This window comes from Mycobacterium sp. NGS11 (assembly GCF_059813315.1).
In genome coordinates, this window is sequence record NZ_JCALEJ010000025.1 from 26490 (window position 1) to 42280 (window position 15791).

14 protein-coding genes are annotated in these 15791 nt (G+C 69.6%); 5 read left to right on the top strand and 9 right to left on the bottom strand.

Annotation, left to right across the window (positions count from 1 at the left end):
* Positions 1-8: 8 nt before the first annotated feature.
* Both pstS (AC5Y4T_RS21435) and AC5Y4T_RS21440 read right to left on the bottom strand, forming a co-directional pair.
* Positions 9-1130: a phosphate ABC transporter substrate-binding protein PstS gene (gene pstS, locus AC5Y4T_RS21435; RefSeq protein ID WP_499955254.1), complete on the bottom strand. Its 1122-nt coding sequence runs from the start codon at positions 1128-1130 to the stop codon at positions 9-11.
* A complete protein-coding gene (locus AC5Y4T_RS21440; protein ID WP_499955256.1) occupies positions 1127-1915 on the bottom strand; it encodes an ATP-binding cassette domain-containing protein in 789 nt (262 codons plus the stop codon). The genes pstS (AC5Y4T_RS21435) and AC5Y4T_RS21440 overlap by 4 nt, the downstream gene beginning before the upstream one ends.
* A gap of 188 nt (positions 1916-2103) precedes the next feature.
* Here AC5Y4T_RS21440 and pstS (AC5Y4T_RS21445) point away from each other — a divergent pair, with 188 nt between their 5' ends.
* Complete coding sequence (pstS, locus tag AC5Y4T_RS21445) at positions 2104-3201, top strand: phosphate ABC transporter substrate-binding protein PstS (protein WP_499955258.1); 1098 nt, start codon at positions 2104-2106, stop codon at positions 3199-3201.
* Positions 3202-3222: 21 nt separating this feature from the next.
* On the top strand, positions 3223-5217 hold the full coding sequence (locus tag AC5Y4T_RS21450) for a protein kinase domain-containing protein (RefSeq protein WP_499955260.1): 1995 nt from the start codon (positions 3223-3225) through the stop codon (positions 5215-5217).
* A gap of 3 nt (positions 5218-5220) precedes the next feature.
* On the opposite strand, the gene AC5Y4T_RS21455 is transcribed toward AC5Y4T_RS21450, so the two are convergent.
* From AC5Y4T_RS21455 to AC5Y4T_RS21480, 6 genes are all read right to left on the bottom strand, one after another.
* Positions 5221-6414 (bottom strand): CaiB/BaiF CoA transferase family protein, encoded by a 1194-nt coding sequence (locus tag AC5Y4T_RS21455; RefSeq protein ID WP_499955262.1) that lies wholly within the window; start codon positions 6412-6414, stop codon positions 5221-5223.
* Between the two features lie 3 nt (positions 6415-6417).
* On the bottom strand, positions 6418-7341 hold the full coding sequence (locus AC5Y4T_RS21460; RefSeq protein ID WP_499955264.1) for a class I SAM-dependent methyltransferase: 924 nt from the start codon (positions 7339-7341) through the stop codon (positions 6418-6420).
* An 85-nt stretch (positions 7342-7426) separates the two neighbouring features.
* Entirely contained in the window at positions 7427-9571 is a 2145-nt protein-coding gene (gene ctpC / locus AC5Y4T_RS21465; protein ID WP_499920746.1) for a manganese-exporting P-type ATPase CtpC, read from the bottom strand.
* 58 nt (positions 9572-9629) lie between these two features.
* The gene (locus AC5Y4T_RS21470; protein WP_499920352.1) at positions 9630-9911 is read right to left on the bottom strand and encodes a DUF1490 family protein; all 282 of its coding nucleotides are present in this window, start codon (positions 9909-9911) and stop codon (positions 9630-9632) included.
* A 101-nt stretch (positions 9912-10012) separates the two neighbouring features.
* Positions 10013-10729 carry a TIGR03089 family protein gene (locus AC5Y4T_RS21475; protein ID WP_499955266.1) on the bottom strand — a complete coding sequence of 239 codons (717 nt, stop codon included), beginning with the start codon at positions 10727-10729 and terminating at the stop codon, positions 10013-10015.
* Between the two features lie 6 nt (positions 10730-10735).
* On the bottom strand, positions 10736-12208 hold the full coding sequence (locus AC5Y4T_RS21480; RefSeq protein WP_499920348.1) for an LCP family protein: 1473 nt from the start codon (positions 12206-12208) through the stop codon (positions 10736-10738).
* 100 nt (positions 12209-12308) lie between these two features.
* Here AC5Y4T_RS21480 and rfbD point away from each other — a divergent pair, with 100 nt between their 5' ends.
* From rfbD to manB, 3 genes are read left to right on the top strand one after another with little or no spacing between them, the layout of a single operon-like run.
* Entirely contained in the window at positions 12309-13214 is a 906-nt protein-coding gene (rfbD, locus tag AC5Y4T_RS21485) for a dTDP-4-dehydrorhamnose reductase (protein WP_499920347.1), read from the top strand.
* On the top strand, positions 13207-14097 hold the full coding sequence (locus AC5Y4T_RS21490; protein ID WP_499920345.1) for a glycosyltransferase family 2 protein: 891 nt from the start codon (positions 13207-13209) through the stop codon (positions 14095-14097). Before rfbD ends, AC5Y4T_RS21490 begins: the two co-directional genes overlap by 8 nt.
* Before the next feature lies 1 nt (position 14098).
* Positions 14099-15175: a mannose-1-phosphate guanylyltransferase gene (gene manB / locus AC5Y4T_RS21495; protein ID WP_499920343.1), complete on the top strand. Its 1077-nt coding sequence runs from the start codon at positions 14099-14101 to the stop codon at positions 15173-15175.
* A gap of 58 nt (positions 15176-15233) precedes the next feature.
* Here manB and AC5Y4T_RS21500 read toward each other — a convergent pair whose 3' ends face one another.
* Positions 15234-15776 carry an NUDIX domain-containing protein gene (locus tag AC5Y4T_RS21500; protein ID WP_499920341.1) on the bottom strand — a complete coding sequence of 181 codons (543 nt, stop codon included), beginning with the start codon at positions 15774-15776 and terminating at the stop codon, positions 15234-15236.
* Positions 15777-15791 lie beyond the last annotated feature (15 nt).

Genomic DNA, 15791 nt, shown 5'->3' on the forward strand with positions numbered 1-15791 from the left:
TTCTGTGCTCACCCGCTGATCTTGGCGATCTGGGCGTCCGACGACTTCGCCACCTCGGCCGGCAGCGGCTGGAAGTGAACCTTGTCCAAAAACGAGGGGTTGTTGCCATCGGTGATCGCCCAGTGCAGGAACGCCTGCAGCGTCTGTGCGGTGGCGCCGTCGCGCTGTTTTTCGTTGACGATGGCGTACTCGTAGTTGACGATCGGATAGCCGTCCGGGGCTGGGCCGTTGATTAGCGAAATCGCCTGGCTCGCCGGGGTTTTCGAGGCGGAGCCGGCGGCCGCGGCCGCAATGCTCTTGGCCTTGGGCAGCAGGTACTTGCCGGAGGCGTTGCCCAGCTTGGCCTCGCCCAGCCCGTGCTGGTCGGCCTCGTCGAGCGAGCCGATGCTGGTGTAGGCCACACAGCCGGGGTTCGCGGCGCAGCCGGTCACCATGGCACCGTCGCCGTTCTCGCCCAGCGCGCCGGGCACCGCCGGGAAGGCGATGGTCGTGCCGAAACCGGGCGAGCGGCCCCAGCCGTCGGGGTCCTGCTTGGAGAGGTACTGGGTGAACTGGAACGTGTTGCCGGAGCCGTCGGAGCGGTGCAGCGGGACCACCGGGGTGTCGGGGAGCTGCAGGCCGGGGTTGATGCCGGCGATCTGCGGATCGTTCCAGGTTTTGATGGCGCCCCGGTACATGGCGGCCAGTACCTTGCCGTTGAGCTTGAGGTGCTGATGGACACCGGGCAGGTTGTAGTTGACCTGCTGCGCCGAAATCGTCAGCGCGATGTTCATCAATCCCTTGTGCGCGGCCAGGTCGCCCTCGGACAGATAGGCGTCGGAGGCGCCGATGACGACCGCCCCGGCCGCGGCCTGGGAGATCCCGGCGCCGGAGCCGCCACCCTGGGTGGTGATGGTGACGTTCGGGTACTTGGCCCGATAGGCGGCGCCCCACTCACTGAACAGCGGGTAGAGCAGCGTGCTGCCGGTCTCGGAGAGCTCCATCGTGGACGTCGCCGGCGCGGTGGCGACGGTGGCGGCGCTTTCGGCTGGGCTCTGCGCGCCGCCGGTCGCGTGCGACCCGCAGGCCGCGACCAGGGCCAGGGGCGCGGCGCCCACCAGGCCCAACAGCGCAACCCACCGAGCCGTCACGTCCTCGCTTCCTCGTGCCCGTTGTCCGGCGAGGCGCTCCCGGCCGGGGGCCGGAACGGCGCGAAGTAGCGGACGGTCTCCTCGTGCTTCGGCGACAGGAACAACTGCTTGGTCGGCCCCTCCTCGACGAGCCTTCCCTCGAAGAAGAAAGCCGTCCGGTCGCCGGTGCGGGCGGCCTGCGCGAGGTCGTGGGTGACCATGATCACGGTCAGCCGGTCGGCGAGTGATCGGATGAGTCCCTCGATCTTCTCGGTCGTGGTGGGGTCCAGCGAGGAGGTGGGCTCGTCGAGCAGGAGCACCTCCGGGTCGACGGCGAGCGCGCGGGCCAGGCACAACAGCTGCTGCTGGCCACCGGAGAGCCGGAACGGTGAATCACCGAGCCGATCCTTGACCGCGCCCCAGAGGCCGACCTCGGTGAGCCGGGCCTCGGCGACGTTTTTGAATTCCTTGCGCGGCACCATCTTGTGGGCCCGCACGCCGGCCACCACGTTGTCCATGATCGTCATCGGGAACGGATTGGGGCGCTGGAACAGCATGCCGACGCTGCGGCGGAACTCCATCAGGTCGCGGTCGGCGAAGATGGTGCGCCCGCCCAACAGGACATCACCGCTGTGCCGGAATCCGGAGACCTTGTCGTTCATCCGGTTCAGCGTTCGCAGAAAGGTGGTCTTGCCCGAGCCGGTCGGGCCCAGCAGGGTGGTGACGGAGCGGGCGGGGAAGTCGAGGCTGACCTGCTCGAGGACCGTCTTGGGGCCGAATCCCAGGGTCAGTTCGACCGCGCGCATGGGCTGGCCACCTTTGTCGGCGACAGGAGCCGCAACTGCGGCGGGTATCTGTTGTTCGCGACGCATTGACAACCGATGCTACGTGTTTGCGGCGCGGCACGCGGTCACCGCTCAGTAACCTCTCATTCTTTGTCAAGGGTTTGTATATTCGCGATTGGTTAACTTTTGTTGACGATCGAAGGAGTTTTGTGAGGTTCGCCCGATCTTGTGTCGCATTGGGCCTGGCGGCCGTCACCGCCCTGGCGCTGACGGGATGCGGCGGCGATTCGAACTCCGGCGCCAAGGCGCCGCCGGTGGACTGCGGCGGCAAGAAGGTGCTGAAGGACAGCGGCTCGACGGCGCAGCAGAACGCGATCGAACAATTCGTCTACGCCTACGTCCGTGCGTGCCCGGGCTACACGCTGGATTACGACGCGAACGGGTCCGGCGCCGGCGTGACGGAATTCGTCAACAACCAGACCGACCTCGCCGGTTCCGATGTCCCCCTGGACCCCTCGACGGGCCAGAACGACCGGGCGGCGCAGCGGTGCGGTTCACCGGCCTGGGATCTGCCCACCGTGTTCGGGCCGATCGCGGTCACCTACCACCTCAGCGGGGTGAACGGGCTGAAATTGGACGGGCCGACCGCCGCGAAGATCTTCAACGGCACCATCACCAAGTGGGACGATCCGGCGCTCAAGGCGATCAACTCGGGCCTCAACCTGCCCTCGACACCCATCACGGTCATCTTCCGCAGTGACAAATCCGGTACGACGGCGAATTTTCAGAAGTATCTCGATGGCGCGTCCGACGGCGCCTGGGGCAAGGGCGGCAGCGAGACGTTCAACGGCGGCGTCGGCCAGGGCGCCAGTGGGAACAACGGCACGTCCGCGCTGCTGCAGAACACCGAGGGGTCGATCACCTACAACGAGTGGTCCTTCGCGGTGGGCAAGCAGCTGAGCATGGCGTCGATCATCACGTCGGCGGGCCCGGACGCGGTGGCCATCACCAAGGACTCCGTCGAGAAGACGATCGCCGGGGCGACCTTCAGCGGACAAGGCAACGACCTGGTGCTGGACACCTCGTCGTTCTACAAGCCGACGCAGTCCGGCGCGTACCCGATCGTGCTCGCCACCTACGAGATCGTCTGCTCGAAGTACCCGGACGCGGCCACGGGCAAGGCGGTGAAGGCGTTCATGCAGGCGGCGATCGGTCCGGGCCAGGACGGATTGGAGCAGTACGGTTCCATCCCGCTGCCCAGCTCGTTCACGACGAAGCTGTCGAGCGCGGTCAATGCGATTTCGTGACGATGTGAAGGAGGCTCGAGGGTGAGCGATAGCGCGCCGGCCTCACTGGTCGGGTCCTGGTTCGGCCCCTACCGGCTGGTGCGACTTCTGCGCAAGGGCGGCATGGGTGAGGTTTACGAGGCCGAGGACACCCGCAAGCGCCGCAGGGTGGCCCTGAAGCTGATCTCCCAGCAGTTCACCGGCAACTCGGAGTTCCGCGCGCGCCTGCAGCGCGAGGCCGACATCGCGGGGCGGCTGACCGAACCGCATGTGGTGCCGATCCACGACTACGGCGAGTTCGACGGGCGCTTCTACGTGGACATGCGCCTTGTCGACGGCGTCGATCTCGGCACGCTGTTGCACCGGGACGGGCCGTTGGCCGCGCCGCGGGCGATCGCCATCATCCGCCAGGTCGCCGCCGCACTCGACGCGGCGCACGCCGCCGGGGTGATGCACCGCGACGTCACCCCCGGGAACATCCTCGTCACCCCCAGCGACTTCGCCTACCTGGCGGATTTCGGCATCGCGCAGGCCGCGACGGATCCGGGCCTGACCCAGGTCGGGACCGCGATCGGAACGTATTACTACATGGCCCCGGAACGCTTCACCGACGACGAGGTCACCCACAGTGTCGACATCTATTCGCTCGCATGCGTTTTGAGCGAGTGCCTGACAGGCTCGCCGCCGTACCGGGCCGATACCGTCGAACGGCTGGTCGCCGCGCATTTGACGAAGACCGCCCCCCCGCCCAGCCAATTGCGCCCCGGCGCGTTTCCGCCCGCCCTGGATCACGTGATCGCCAAGGGCATGGCCAAACGCCCCGAGGAGCGCTATCGCACCGCCGGCGAATTCGCCGCCGCCGCCCATGACGCGCTGACCACATCCGAGCAGCGCAAGGCCACCACCATCCTGCGCGAGGGCGAGAGCGCGGCATTGGGCGAGGCCGTCAACGCTCAGGGCGGGGCGCGCGGGCCGCAATCGTTCGCCCCGTCGCCGGGCGCCGACACCGTGGCCGGTCCGTGGCCCTCCGGGGGCAGCGGCGCGATCAGGAGCGACCGGTCCGGTCAAGGGCCCTCGCTGATCCGTGCCGCCCCAACGACTTCCGGCCGCATGTATGGACCCCCGACCGACTTCAGGCGTCCCGTCGTGCCGCCCGACAACAAACGTCGACAGTGGATCATCGTCGGCGCCATCGCTCTGGTCGCGCTGATCGCTTTCGTCGTGGCGGTCGTCGGCTACCTGTCCACCGAATCCTCTGGGCCGTCGAAGCAGGCGAGCGGTCAAAGTGTGTTGCCGTTCAAGGGCATTGACTTTCGTTTGTCCCCGGGTGGGGTGGCGCTGGACAGCGCAGGCAACGTCTACGTGACCAGCGAGGGCATGTACGGGCGGGCGGTGAAGCTGACGACCGGTTCGGACGCCACGACGGTGCTGCCGTTCAACGGGCTCTACCAGCCGCAGGGCTTGGCCGTCGACGGTGCGGGCACGGTGTACGTCGCCGATTTCAATAACCGGGTGCTCAGCATGGCCGCGGGCTCCAACAGCCAGAAGCAGCTGCCGTTTACCGGCCTGAGCTATCCGGAGGGCGTCGCGGTCGACAGCCAGGGTGCCGTGTATGTCGCCGACCGCGGCAACAGCAGGGTGGTGAAGCTGGCGGCGGGATCCAGCACTCAGACCGTGCTTCCGTTCAACGGGCTCAAGAACCCGGACGGCGTGGCCGTCGATCCCGCGGGCAACGTGTACGTCGCCGACACCGACAACAACAGGGTGGTCAAGCTCGACGCCGCGTCGAATACCGCGTCGGAGTTGCCATTTCACGACCTGTCGGTGCCGTGGGGGATCGCCGTGGACAACAGCGGCACGGTGTACGTCACCGAGCACGACAAGAACGACGTCATGAAATACCCTCAGGGCGCGACCACGGGGACCGTCGTGCCGTTCACCGGACTCAACACCCCCTTGGCGGTGACGGTCGACAAGGACCAGAACCTCTACGTCGCCGACCGCGGCAACGACCGGGTGGTCAAGCTGACGCCGTAAGGCCTAGGGTGCGCCCAGATACTCCTCGGTGTGCTGGCCGAGGGCGGGCGGGGGTTCGGCGGCCCACCCGGCCGACAAGGCGTCAAAGCTGGAATAGCGTGCCGGAGTGCGGATTACCGTGACCTCATCCGCGCCCTCGCCGATCGACAGGGCGAGCTCGTTCTCGGCGAACAGCGGGGTGGCAACCACCTGCTTCCAGGTGTAGGCATGGCAGGCCATCAGGCCACCCGCCTGTAGCAGCCGGACCCATTCGTCGGCGGTCTTGGCGGCCAAAGCTTTCTCGAGTTCCTCGGTCAGTTCGGGATAGTTGAGCGCCCGCGCGCGCTGGTCGACGAATCGCTCGTCGTCGCGCATGTCGGGCCGGCCGATGATCTCGCACAGCTTGTCCCAGTGCTTGGGCACGTACGCGCTGATCACCAGGTAGCCGTCGGCGGCCTTGAAGGCGTCCGACGGTTGGGTGGCGAATCCGACACCCTTGCGCCGCTTGGGTTTTGGCGTGGCTTCCGATTGGGGGGCGTCGCTCGGCTTGTTCAGGTGAATGGTCAGCTGACTAGCCTGCAGGCTGACCGCGACGTCATACATGGCGACCCGCACCACGTCGGCGACCCCGTGGCGTTCACGGTTGAGCAGCGCGGCCAGCACCGCCTGGGCGAGCACGTGACCGCTGGCGGCGTCGACGAGTTGGAACGGGATGATCTGGGGTTTGCCGGTGGGCGTGGGCATCCCGGTGGTCATGCCGGACTCGGCGGCGACCATCAGGTCCACCCCCGGCCGGCTGCCCTCGGGGCCGTTGCCGCCGTACGCGGAAAGACGCGCATAGATGAGTTTGGGATTGCGCGACTGCAGCTCGTCGGGACCCAGGCCCATGCGTTCCATCACCCCGGGCCGAAACCCTTCCAGCACAACGTCTGCCGTGTCGACCAGCTTGAGGATCTGCTGCTTGGCGTCGTCGCTGCGCAGGTCGGCCATCACCGACTTCTTGCCCCGGTTGTGGGGGAGGAACAGGGTGGCCAGCGGCGGGCGGCCGGGCAGTACGGCGGTGATGTGCCGGGCCGCCTCGCCGATGGGCGCCTCGATCTTGATGACCTCGGCACCCAGATCGGCCAGCACCTGTCCGGCCATCGGCCCGGCGATGTTCTGGGTGAAGTCGAGCACCCGGAATCCGTCAAGGGGCTTGGCGGGCTTGCTGTTCGGCATCGTCTACCCCGTCTTGTTCAGCACCGCGGTGCAGTAGTAGTTCTGGGCGAAGGGCGCGTCGGGGTCGGTCGACTGCAGCGGCAGGCCGGTGTTGGCCAGCAGCTGGTTGAGCGGGGTGCGCACCGGCTGCCAGCCCCGCTGCTGCAAGTAGGTGGCCACGTCGTTGCGCTCGCCGGGGAAGCCCAGTTCGCCCAGGGCGATGTCGAGGCCGCTGCGCCGCCACTTCTCGCTCGCGGCGTTCAGCGCGTCCCCGCTGACCCCTGTGTTCGCGAACACCTCGGCCACCAACTGGCTGCCGTCGGCGGACAGGTCGGTGACGTTGTCCAGCAACCGATCCTGAGCCTCCGGCGGCAGGAAGCCGATCAGCCCCTCGGCCGCCCAGGCGGCGGGCCGCCCGGTGTCGAAGCCGGCCTGTCGCAGCGCCGACGGCCAGTCGTGGCGCAGGTCGACCGGGACGTTGCGCACCTCGGCGGTGGGCTCGGCACCGAGTTCGGCGATGGTGGTGGCCTTGAACTCCAGGACCTGGGGCTGGTCGATCTCGAACACCGTGGTGCCCGGCGCCCACGGCAGGCGGTAGGCGCGCGCGTCCAGGCCGGAGGCCAGGATGACCACCTGGTCGATGGCGGGGTCCTTCTGGGCGCCCGCCTCGGCGAAGAACGCGTCGATGTACCGGGTGCGGACGGCCATCATGTCGGTCATGCGTTGCATGCCCCACGGGGCGCCCGGCTCGTCGACGTCGGCGGCGGCGAGCTCGCCGGCGGCCCACCGGGTCATGAAGTCGACGCCGACCGCGCGCACCAGCGGCTCGGCGAACCGATCGTCGATCAGCCCGTCGCGGGTGGCCCGGGCCCGCCCGGCGGCCACCATGGTGGCGGTCGCTCCCACGCTGGTCGCCAGGTCCCAGGTGTCGTCGTCGGTGCGCGCCATCGAGGGATTCCTTCCGATCTACTGGTTAGCCACCATAACTACCGGCGCCGGAGGCCCGGGCGCGAGGTGCGCGCTCGCGCTGTCTTCAGCCGGCGCGCTCGCCGTTCACCGAGCCGCGTGGCGAGTCCAGCCGGTAGCGGATCAGCCGAGAACTGTTGGCCACCACGGCAACCGACGACGCGTTGTGCAAAATCGCGGCCAGCACCGGGGACAGCGCGCCGCCCGCGCCGATGATCAGCCCGGCCGCGTTGACGGCGATGGACATGCCGTAGTTCTCGCGGATCACGTCGACCGCGCGAGCGCCCAGGTCGCCCACATCGAGCAGGCGATGCAGGTCGTCGTTGGCCAGCGCCACGTCGGCCGTCTCGACGGCGACGTCGGTTCCGGCCAGGCCCATCGCGATCCCGATGTCGGCGGCGGCCAGTGCGGGGGCGTCGTTGATGCCGTCGCCGACCATGCCGACGGTGTAGCCCTCGTCCTGCAGGTCGCGCACCGCAGCGAGCTTGTCCTCGGGCATCACCTCGGCACGCCACTCGTCGATCCCGAGCTCGCCGGCCACCACCTCGGCGATGTCGGGGTGATCACCGGTGAGCATGACGATCCGGCGAATCCCGTTGGCGCGCAACTTCTCCAGGACGGCGGGGGCCTCGGGGCGCACCTCGTCGCGCAGGCTGATCAGTCCCACCAGTTTGCCGTCGACGGCGAGCAGCAGCGGGGTCTCGGCCTGCCGGCGCAGGCGTTCCACCCACTCCGACGCCTTCTTGGACACCCGCACCTTCTCGGCGCGCAGCAGCCCGGGGCTGCCCAGCAGCAGGGTCCGGCCGTCGGCCCAGGTCCGCATGCCCAGGCCCACCAGGACCTCGCACTCCTCGTGTGGCGGAATGGTGATGTGGCGTTCCTCGGTGGACCGGATCACCGCCTCGGCCAGCGGGTGCCGGGAGTGGATCTCCGAGCTGGCCGCATACGCCAGCACCTGCTCGGGCTGCCAATCGGAATGCAGCGCAATGATATTGGTGACGACGGGCCGACCGACGGTCAGCGTGCCGGTCTTGTCGAACACGATCGCGTCCACGCGGCCGGCCTGCTCGAGGTGCGAACCGCCCTTGATCAGAATGCCGCGGCGGGCACCGTTGCCGATCGCCGCGCTGATCGCGGTGGGGGTGGCCAGGCCCACCGCGCACGGACAGGCGATGAGCAGCATGGTCATCGCCCGCCGGACGTCGCCGGTGATCGCCAGCGTGATGGCCGAGACGATGAACGAGGTGGGAACGAAACGGCGGGAGAAGTTTTCGCCGACGGTCTGGATCGGCGCCCGGTCGTGCTGCGCCTCCTCGACCCGGGTGATGATGCGGCCGATGGTGGTCTGGTTGCCGACGGCGCGGGCGCGCACCACCAGGCGTCCGCGCACCACCACCGAACCGGCGTGCACGTGCGCACCGACCACCACGCTGACGGGCAGATTCTCGCCGGTGATCGCGGATTGATTGACGATCGCCTCGCCGTCGACCACCTCGCCGTCGACCGGGATGGCGACGTGGTCGTGCACCACCACCTCGTCGCCGATCTGCACGGTGTCGATCGGCACCTGAACCTCGGTTCCCGCCTCGGGCCCGTCGGACAGCCGGATCCAGGCCGTATCCTGGCTGCCGCGCAGCAGCTCGGAGATGGCGCGGCGGGTCCGGCGCAACGTCAGATCCTGAAGGTACTCACCGATATTGAGCAACCACAGCACGGTGAGCGCGACGACGTTCTCGCGCAGCACCAGGCTTGCCACGGTCGCCGCCGAGACCAGCGCGTCGGTGCCGGCCCTGCCCGAGCGCAGCGAGCGCAGCGCGCCGCGCAGGAAGGGATAGCCGGTGAAGACGGTGACGCCGGTGGCGAACAGCCGGCCACTGGGTCCCAGCAGCGGCGGCCGCGCGAAGACGTAGCGACGCACCCCGAGCAGGGCCAGCGCGGCGCCCCCGACGACCATGCGCAGCACGTCGGCGTTGCGGATCTCGTCCGAATGCGGCGCGCGGACCGGAATCAGCTCGGCCGCGACATGCGCCGCCTCGCCGATTGCGGCGAGCACCGCGGAGCGGTCGCAGCGCCGGGGCGAGTACCAGACGACGACCGATCCGGTGCGCGGGTAGGCGTGCACCACGCGCACGCCGTCACACTTGGCCACGGCCTCTTCGACCGCCACGGCGCGCCGGGAGTTGGCGCGCACCCAGTCGACGGCCACCCGCATGCGTCCGCCGGCATCCGAAATGACTTGCAGCGCAGGGTCTTGCGGCTGAATCAAAGGATCAGTGCTCGTGGTCGTGGGTGTCGGCGATCGACGGCGTGGGCGCCTCCTCGCCGATTCGCTCGCGGGCCTCGGCCATGACGTCGGCGAGCTTGAGGCGCGCCGACTCGGCGGCCTCCTCGGCCCTGCGGGTGCCACGCAGTCCGAGCTCGGCCCCCTTGACCGCGGTCTCGTGCAGCGGCGCCTTGGCCACGGCTTTGCGAACCACCTCGTAGGCCGTCACGCCGACCAGCCCGGTGACCACCGTGCCTGCCGCCTTCGCCAGGAGCCCGTACACCGCCATTGCCGCACCCTTCCTATCGCCTCAGCGTTCAGCCATGCTTGCACGACGTTAACATCGAAATATAGCGATATCAATATGTATTGGGGCGGGGCCGCCGGGCGTCACAGCACCCTGGTGACCTTTTCGCTCTCGATTCGGCGCTGTTGCCCGGCCGGGTCCGCGTTGGCCACCTGCACCAGCGAGGCGCCGACGGCCATGATCGCCAGCAGGCCGTCCACCAGTTCGGCGGGCCCAGACCATGACGCGCCGGACAGTACTCGATCGCTCGACGTCAAACCCCTTGTCGCGGCGGAGCTTTGACAATCGGCGAGCACCTGCTCGACGGATCGTCCACCCAGCGCCGGCCCCGGGCGCGGCTCGGGAACGATCTGATCGCCGTGCACCCGCACGGCGGTGGCGTAGTCCGTCACGCCGATCGGCAGGTCGGGTGCCGGGCGGCCGAACGCATCCAGCGACAGCACCGCCACCTCGCCCCCCGATACCGTGGCGTCGGCTTCCTCGAGCCGCTCCGCCGTGCACAGCGCGAGGTCCGCCGGGCCCGCCAGCACCGCCTCGGCGCCGACCCACCAGACCCCGAACAGCACCGCCGCCGTCTGCCAATGCGCGGGCAACAGGATCGCCACCCGGCTGGACGGCCCGGCGCCCAGCTCGTCGCGCAACAGGTTGCCCGTCTTGGCCGCCCAGTTGGCCAGCGTCACGGCGGACAGTTCGATGCGCTCGCCGGTGACGTCGTCGTAGTAGGTGATGCGCGGACCGACCGGATCGGCCCGCAGCATCGGATCCAGGATGGCCCCGCTGAGCGTGATCAGTTGATGCACCGGTGGTTAGTTTATGCACTCCGGCTTGTCGGAGCCGGCGGTCAGGATCGGCGACGGCGCGGGGACCCTGGGGTCGGTCGCCACCGCGCCGGCGGTGGACACCTTGGCGGGCATGACCGTCTCGCCGCCGGACAGGCCCGAGCCCGGACCGCTGTAGTCGTTGGCCAGCACCACCCGGACCGCACCCGGCGCCAGCGAGGCGTCGGCGATCACCGGCAACCCGCCCAACTCCTTGGAGACCTCCTTGGCCCCCAGGTCGTCGCTCTTGGCGGCGCGCACCTGGCTGGCCTTCACGTGCCCACCGTCGTTGTTGCCCACCGTGCCGGCGGCAAACCCCTTGGCGCTCAACACATCTGATACGGCCGCGGCCAGCCCGTTGATGTCGGTGTCATTGACGACGCTGGCCGTGGTCTTCGCCGGCGTGTACGCGATCTCCTCGGTCTTGCCCTGTTCCTGATCGTGCAGCAGGCCACCCACCCACTCGGCGACCTGATGCGGGTCCAGCCGCACCACGCTCTGCATGCCGTCGTCGCTCCAGCCGGCACCGTCGAGCACCGGAATGGTGGCGAAGGCGACGTTGCCGCCGGCCAGCTTCTGCATCTGCTGCACGAAATCCATGACGTCCCAACCGGCCGAGATCACCACCGAGCGCTGGACGGCGGACTCCAGCCGCTTGACCGTGGTGGGGCTGGACAGCGTCTGGCCGGAGATGACCCGGTGGGCCAGCGAGGCCATCACCACCTGCTGGCGCACCACCCGGTCCAGGTCTCCGCGCGGCAGTTCGTGGCGCTGACGCACGAAGCTGAGCGCCTCGGGGCCGCTGAGTCGTTGCTGGCCGGCCGGGAAGTCGGCACCCGAAAGCGGTTCGAACACCGGCTCTTTGAGGCACACGTCGACGCCGCCGAGGGCGTCGGTGATCAGTGAGAAGCCGAGCAGGCCGATCTCGGCGTAGTGGTCGACGGTGACGCCGGTGAGGTCGGCGACCGTCTTGATCAGCGCCTCGCGACCGGCCTCGGTGCCCTGCGCGGCGGCCTCGGTGGGGGAGGCGCCGGCCTTGACCAGGGCGGTGCGCTTGGCCTCCCGGGTCTGGCCGTAAACGCCGTTGATCTTGGTCTTGCCCAGCCCCGGGGCGGCGACGTAGGAGTCGCGCGGGATCGAGATCGCGGTGGCCGACTTCCCGTTGTTGGGGATGCGGATCAGGATGATCGTGTCGGTGTTGGTGGCTTCCTCGTCGCCGGCTTTCAGCGTGTCCAGTTCCTCCTGCGACAAGGGATTGCCGTGCGCGTCGGTGCGGCTGTCCATGCCGACCAGCAGGATGTCGATCGCGCCGTCGTCGCCACCCTTGCCTAACGAGGGCGCGGACATGTGAAAGATCCCGTCTTCGAAGGACCGGACGTTGCTCCACGCGATCCCGGTGCCGACGACGACCGCGAGCGTCAGCGCGGTGGCAATCACACGAACCACACGTTGCACAGGCATCCCACTACATTACTTGCGACACAGTGGCTTCACTGGTAGCCAGCGCCCGCGCGCCCCGGGCTTGGTTCCAGCCTTCTCGGGCCATGCCAGACTGAAAACCATGTCAGGCAGGATTGTGATCGCCGGTGCCGGTGGCCAGCTGGGCGGCTATTTGACCTCGCTGACCGCGAGTCAGGGCCGTGACGCGCTGGCGCTGACGTCGTCGCAGTGGGACATCACCGACCCCGCGGCGGCCGAGCGGATCGTGCGGCGTCGGGACGTGGTGATCAACTGCGCGGCCTACACCGACGTCGATGGCGCGGAAACCGACGAGGCGGGCGCGTTCGCGGTCAACGAAGCCGGACCCGCGCACATCGCCCGCGCCTGCGCGCGGGCCGGCGCGCAGCTGGTCCACGTCTCCACCGACTACGTGTTCAACGGCGACTTCGGCGGCGCACCGCCGCGGCCCTACGAGCCCACCGATCAGACCGCGCCGCAGAGTGTGTACGCACGCAGCAAGGCCGCGGGGGAGCGGGCCGTGCTCGCGGCGCTGCCGGAGGCGGTCGTGGTCCGCACCGCCTGGGTCTATACCGGCGGCACGGGCAAGGACTTCGTCGCCGTCATGCGCCGGCTGGCCGCCGGCGACGGCCCGGTGGACGTGGTCGACGACCAGACCGGCTCGCCGACCTACGTCGGCGACCTGGCCGCCGCGCTGCTGCAGATCGTCGACGATCGCACGCCCGGCCCGATCCTGCACGCCGCCAACGAGGGCGCCTGCTCGCGGTTCGAGCAGGCCCGCGCGGTCTTCGAGGAATGCGGCGCCGACCCGGAGCGGGTGCGGCCCGTCACCACCGATCACTTCCCCCGCCCCGCACCCCGGCCCGTCTACTCCGCGTTGTCGAGCGGCCAGTCCGTCGCGGCGGGGATGCGGCCGCTGCGGCCTTGGCGCCCCGCGCTTGCCGCGGCGCTGGCCGCCGCCGATAACGGGGCCGCCGCCGATCGACCGTTACCCTCTACGCGTGACTGACGTCCTGCCGGTCGTGACCGTGACCTACTCGCCGGGTCCGCACCTGGAACGCTTCCTGGCTTCCCTGTCGCTGGCCACGGAGCGAGAGGTGTGCGTGCTGCTGGCCGACAACGGCTCCACCGACGGCACCCCGGAGGCGGCCGTCGACCGCTATCCCAACGTGCGGCTGTTCCACACCGGCGCCAACCTCGGCTACGGGACCGCGGTGAATCGCGCCGTGGCGCAACTGGATCCCGAGGACGACTGGGTGATCGTCGCCAACCCGGACGTGCAGTGGGGCCCGGGCAGCATCGACGAACTGCTGGAGGCCGCGTCGCGCTGGCCGCGCGCCGGCGCGCTGGGCCCGTTGGTCCGCGAGCCGGACGGATCGGTGTATCCGTCGGCGCGGCACCTGCCCAGCCTGATCCGCGGCGGCATGCACGCGGTGGTCGGGCCGTTGTGGAAGAGCAACCCGTGGTCGGCGGCGTACCGCCAGGAGCGGCTGGAGCCCAGCGAGCGCCCGGTGGGCTGGCTGTCGGGGTCGTGCCTGCTGGTGCGGCGGTCGGCGTTCGGCCAGATCGGCGGGTTCGACGAGCGCTACTTCATGTATATGGAGGACGTCGACCTGGGCGACCGCCTCGGCAAGGCCGGCTGGCTGTCGGTGTATGTGCCGTCGGCGGAGGTGCTGCATCACAAGGGCCACTCCACCGGCTCGGACCCAGCCAGCCACCTGGCCGCGCACCACAGGAGCACGTACATGTTTCTGGCCGACCGGCATTCCGGTTGGTTGCGCGCTCCGCTGCGCTGGACGCTGCGCGCCTCGCTGATGGTGCGGTCGCGCCTGATGGTGCGCAGTGCGTTGCGCGCGTCCGGGCGGCGGAAACTCCTAGAAGGGCGACACTGAGGTGGGAACTCCAGACGTCGATGTGGTGATCCTGGTCGGCGGCAAGGGCACCCGGCTGCGGCCGCTGACCCTGTCGGCGCCCAAGCCGATGCTGCCCACCGCGGGACTGCCGTTCCTCACGCACCTGCTCTCGCGGGTCGCGGCGGCCGGCATCGACCACGTCATCCTGAGCACCTCGTATCAGGCGGCGGTGTTCGAGGCCGAGTTCGGTGACGGCTCCAAGCTGGGTCTGCAGATCGAGTACGTCACCGAGGAGCGGCCCTTGGGCACCGGCGGCGGCATCGCCAACGTCGCCGGCCACCTGCGGCACGACACCGCGATGGTGTTCAACGGCGACGTGCTCTCCGGAGCCGACCTGGGCCAGATGCTCGACTTTCACTCGGCTCAGGACGCCGACGTCACGCTGCACCTGGTCCGGGTGGGCGACCCGCGCGCGTTCGGCTGCGTGACCACCGAGGAGGGCCGGGTGACCGCGTTCCTGGAGAAGACCCAGGACCCGCCGACCGACCAGATCAACGCCGGGTGCTACGTCTTCTCGCGCGCGGTGATCGACCGGATTCCGCGGGGCCGTGAGGTCTCGGTGGAACGCGAGGTATTCCCCGCGCTGCTGTCGGATCCCGACGTGAAGGTCTGCGGCTACGTCGACGCCAGCTATTGGCGAGACATGGGTACGCCGGAGGACTTCGTCCGCGGCTCGGCGGATCTGGTGCGCGGCATCGCGCCGTCGCCGGCGCTGCACGGCCACCGCGGCGAGCAGTTGGTGCACGACGGCGCGGCGGTGTCGCCGGGCGCGGTGCTGATCGGCGGCACGGTCGTCGGGCGGGGAGCCGAGATCGGCCCCGGCGTCCGGCTGGACGGCGCCGTGATCTTCGACGGCGTCAAGGTCGAGGCGGGCAGCGTGATCGAGCGTTCGATCATCGGCTTCGGCGCGCGCATCGGCCCGCGGGCGCTGGTCCGCGACGGCGTGATCGGCGACGGCGCCGACATCGGGGCGCGCTGCGAGTTGTTGCGCGGCGCCCGGGTGTGGCCCGGCGTGTCGATTCCCGACGGCGGGATCCGCTACTCGTCCGACGTCTAGGCGGCGCCTCACCCCGCCGAGCGTCACGCCAGCGTGGCGTTCGACCCCGGCGGCCACGCTAGCGTGACGTTCGCGTGGCCCGGGCGACCAAGTAGGCGAGCGCGTAGTCCGTCCCGTCGGGCAGCGCGTCGGCGGGCCACCACCGCAAGTCGTCGGACTCGTCGCTGATCGCGATCTGCGCGCCGGCCAGGGCGTGCGCGACGAACTGCAGATCCAGATGGCGGGTCGGCACGCCCAGCGAGCAGGTCACCGGGTGCACGTGCAGCGCGGCCAGGCGGGGTTCGATGCGCAGCGTGTCGATCCCGGACTCCTCGGCGGCCTCGCGCAGGGCGGCGGCGAGGACGTCGGCGTCGTCATCGTCGCAGTGGCCGCCCAGCTGCACCCATCGGCCGAGGCGGGGATGCAACGTCAGCAGCACCTTGCTGCCGGAGTGGTCGAGAACCAGCGTCGAGGCGGTCACGTGCCCCGGCACGCATTCGCGCCGACACGCATCGCTGCGGGCGTGCACGAACGCCAACACCGCGTGGCGCAACGAATCCTGGGCCGGGTCGGGTGGCTCCCAATCCGACAGCATCGCGATCGCCGACTCCCGAACGCTCATCGCACCCCGCCGATC

Bases quoted from the DNA above. Each gene is read 5' to 3' on its own strand.
- AC5Y4T_RS21440 (WP_499955256.1), bottom strand. From the start codon at position 1,915: ATGCGCGCGGTCGAACTGACCCTGGGATTCGGCCCCAAGACGGTCCTC.
- AC5Y4T_RS21455 (WP_499955262.1), bottom strand. From the start codon at position 6,414: ATGCCGAACAGCAAGCCCGCCAAGCCCCTTGACGGATTCCGGGTGCTC.
- AC5Y4T_RS21460 (WP_499955264.1), bottom strand. From the start codon at position 7,341: ATGGCGCGCACCGACGACGACACCTGGGACCTGGCGACCAGCGTGGGA.
- ctpC (WP_499920746.1), bottom strand. From the start codon at position 9,571: ATGCGGGTGGCCGTCGACTGGGTGCGCGCCAACTCCCGGCGCGCCGTG.
- AC5Y4T_RS21470 (WP_499920352.1), bottom strand. From the start codon at position 9,911: ATGGCGGTGTACGGGCTCCTGGCGAAGGCGGCAGGCACGGTGGTCACC.
- AC5Y4T_RS21480 (WP_499920348.1), bottom strand. From the start codon at position 12,208: ATGCCTGTGCAACGTGTGGTTCGTGTGATTGCCACCGCGCTGACGCTC.
- rfbD (WP_499920347.1), top strand. From the start codon at position 12,309: ATGTCAGGCAGGATTGTGATCGCCGGTGCCGGTGGCCAGCTGGGCGGC.
- AC5Y4T_RS21500 (WP_499920341.1), bottom strand. From the start codon at position 15,776: ATGAGCGTTCGGGAGTCGGCGATCGCGATGCTGTCGGATTGGGAGCCA.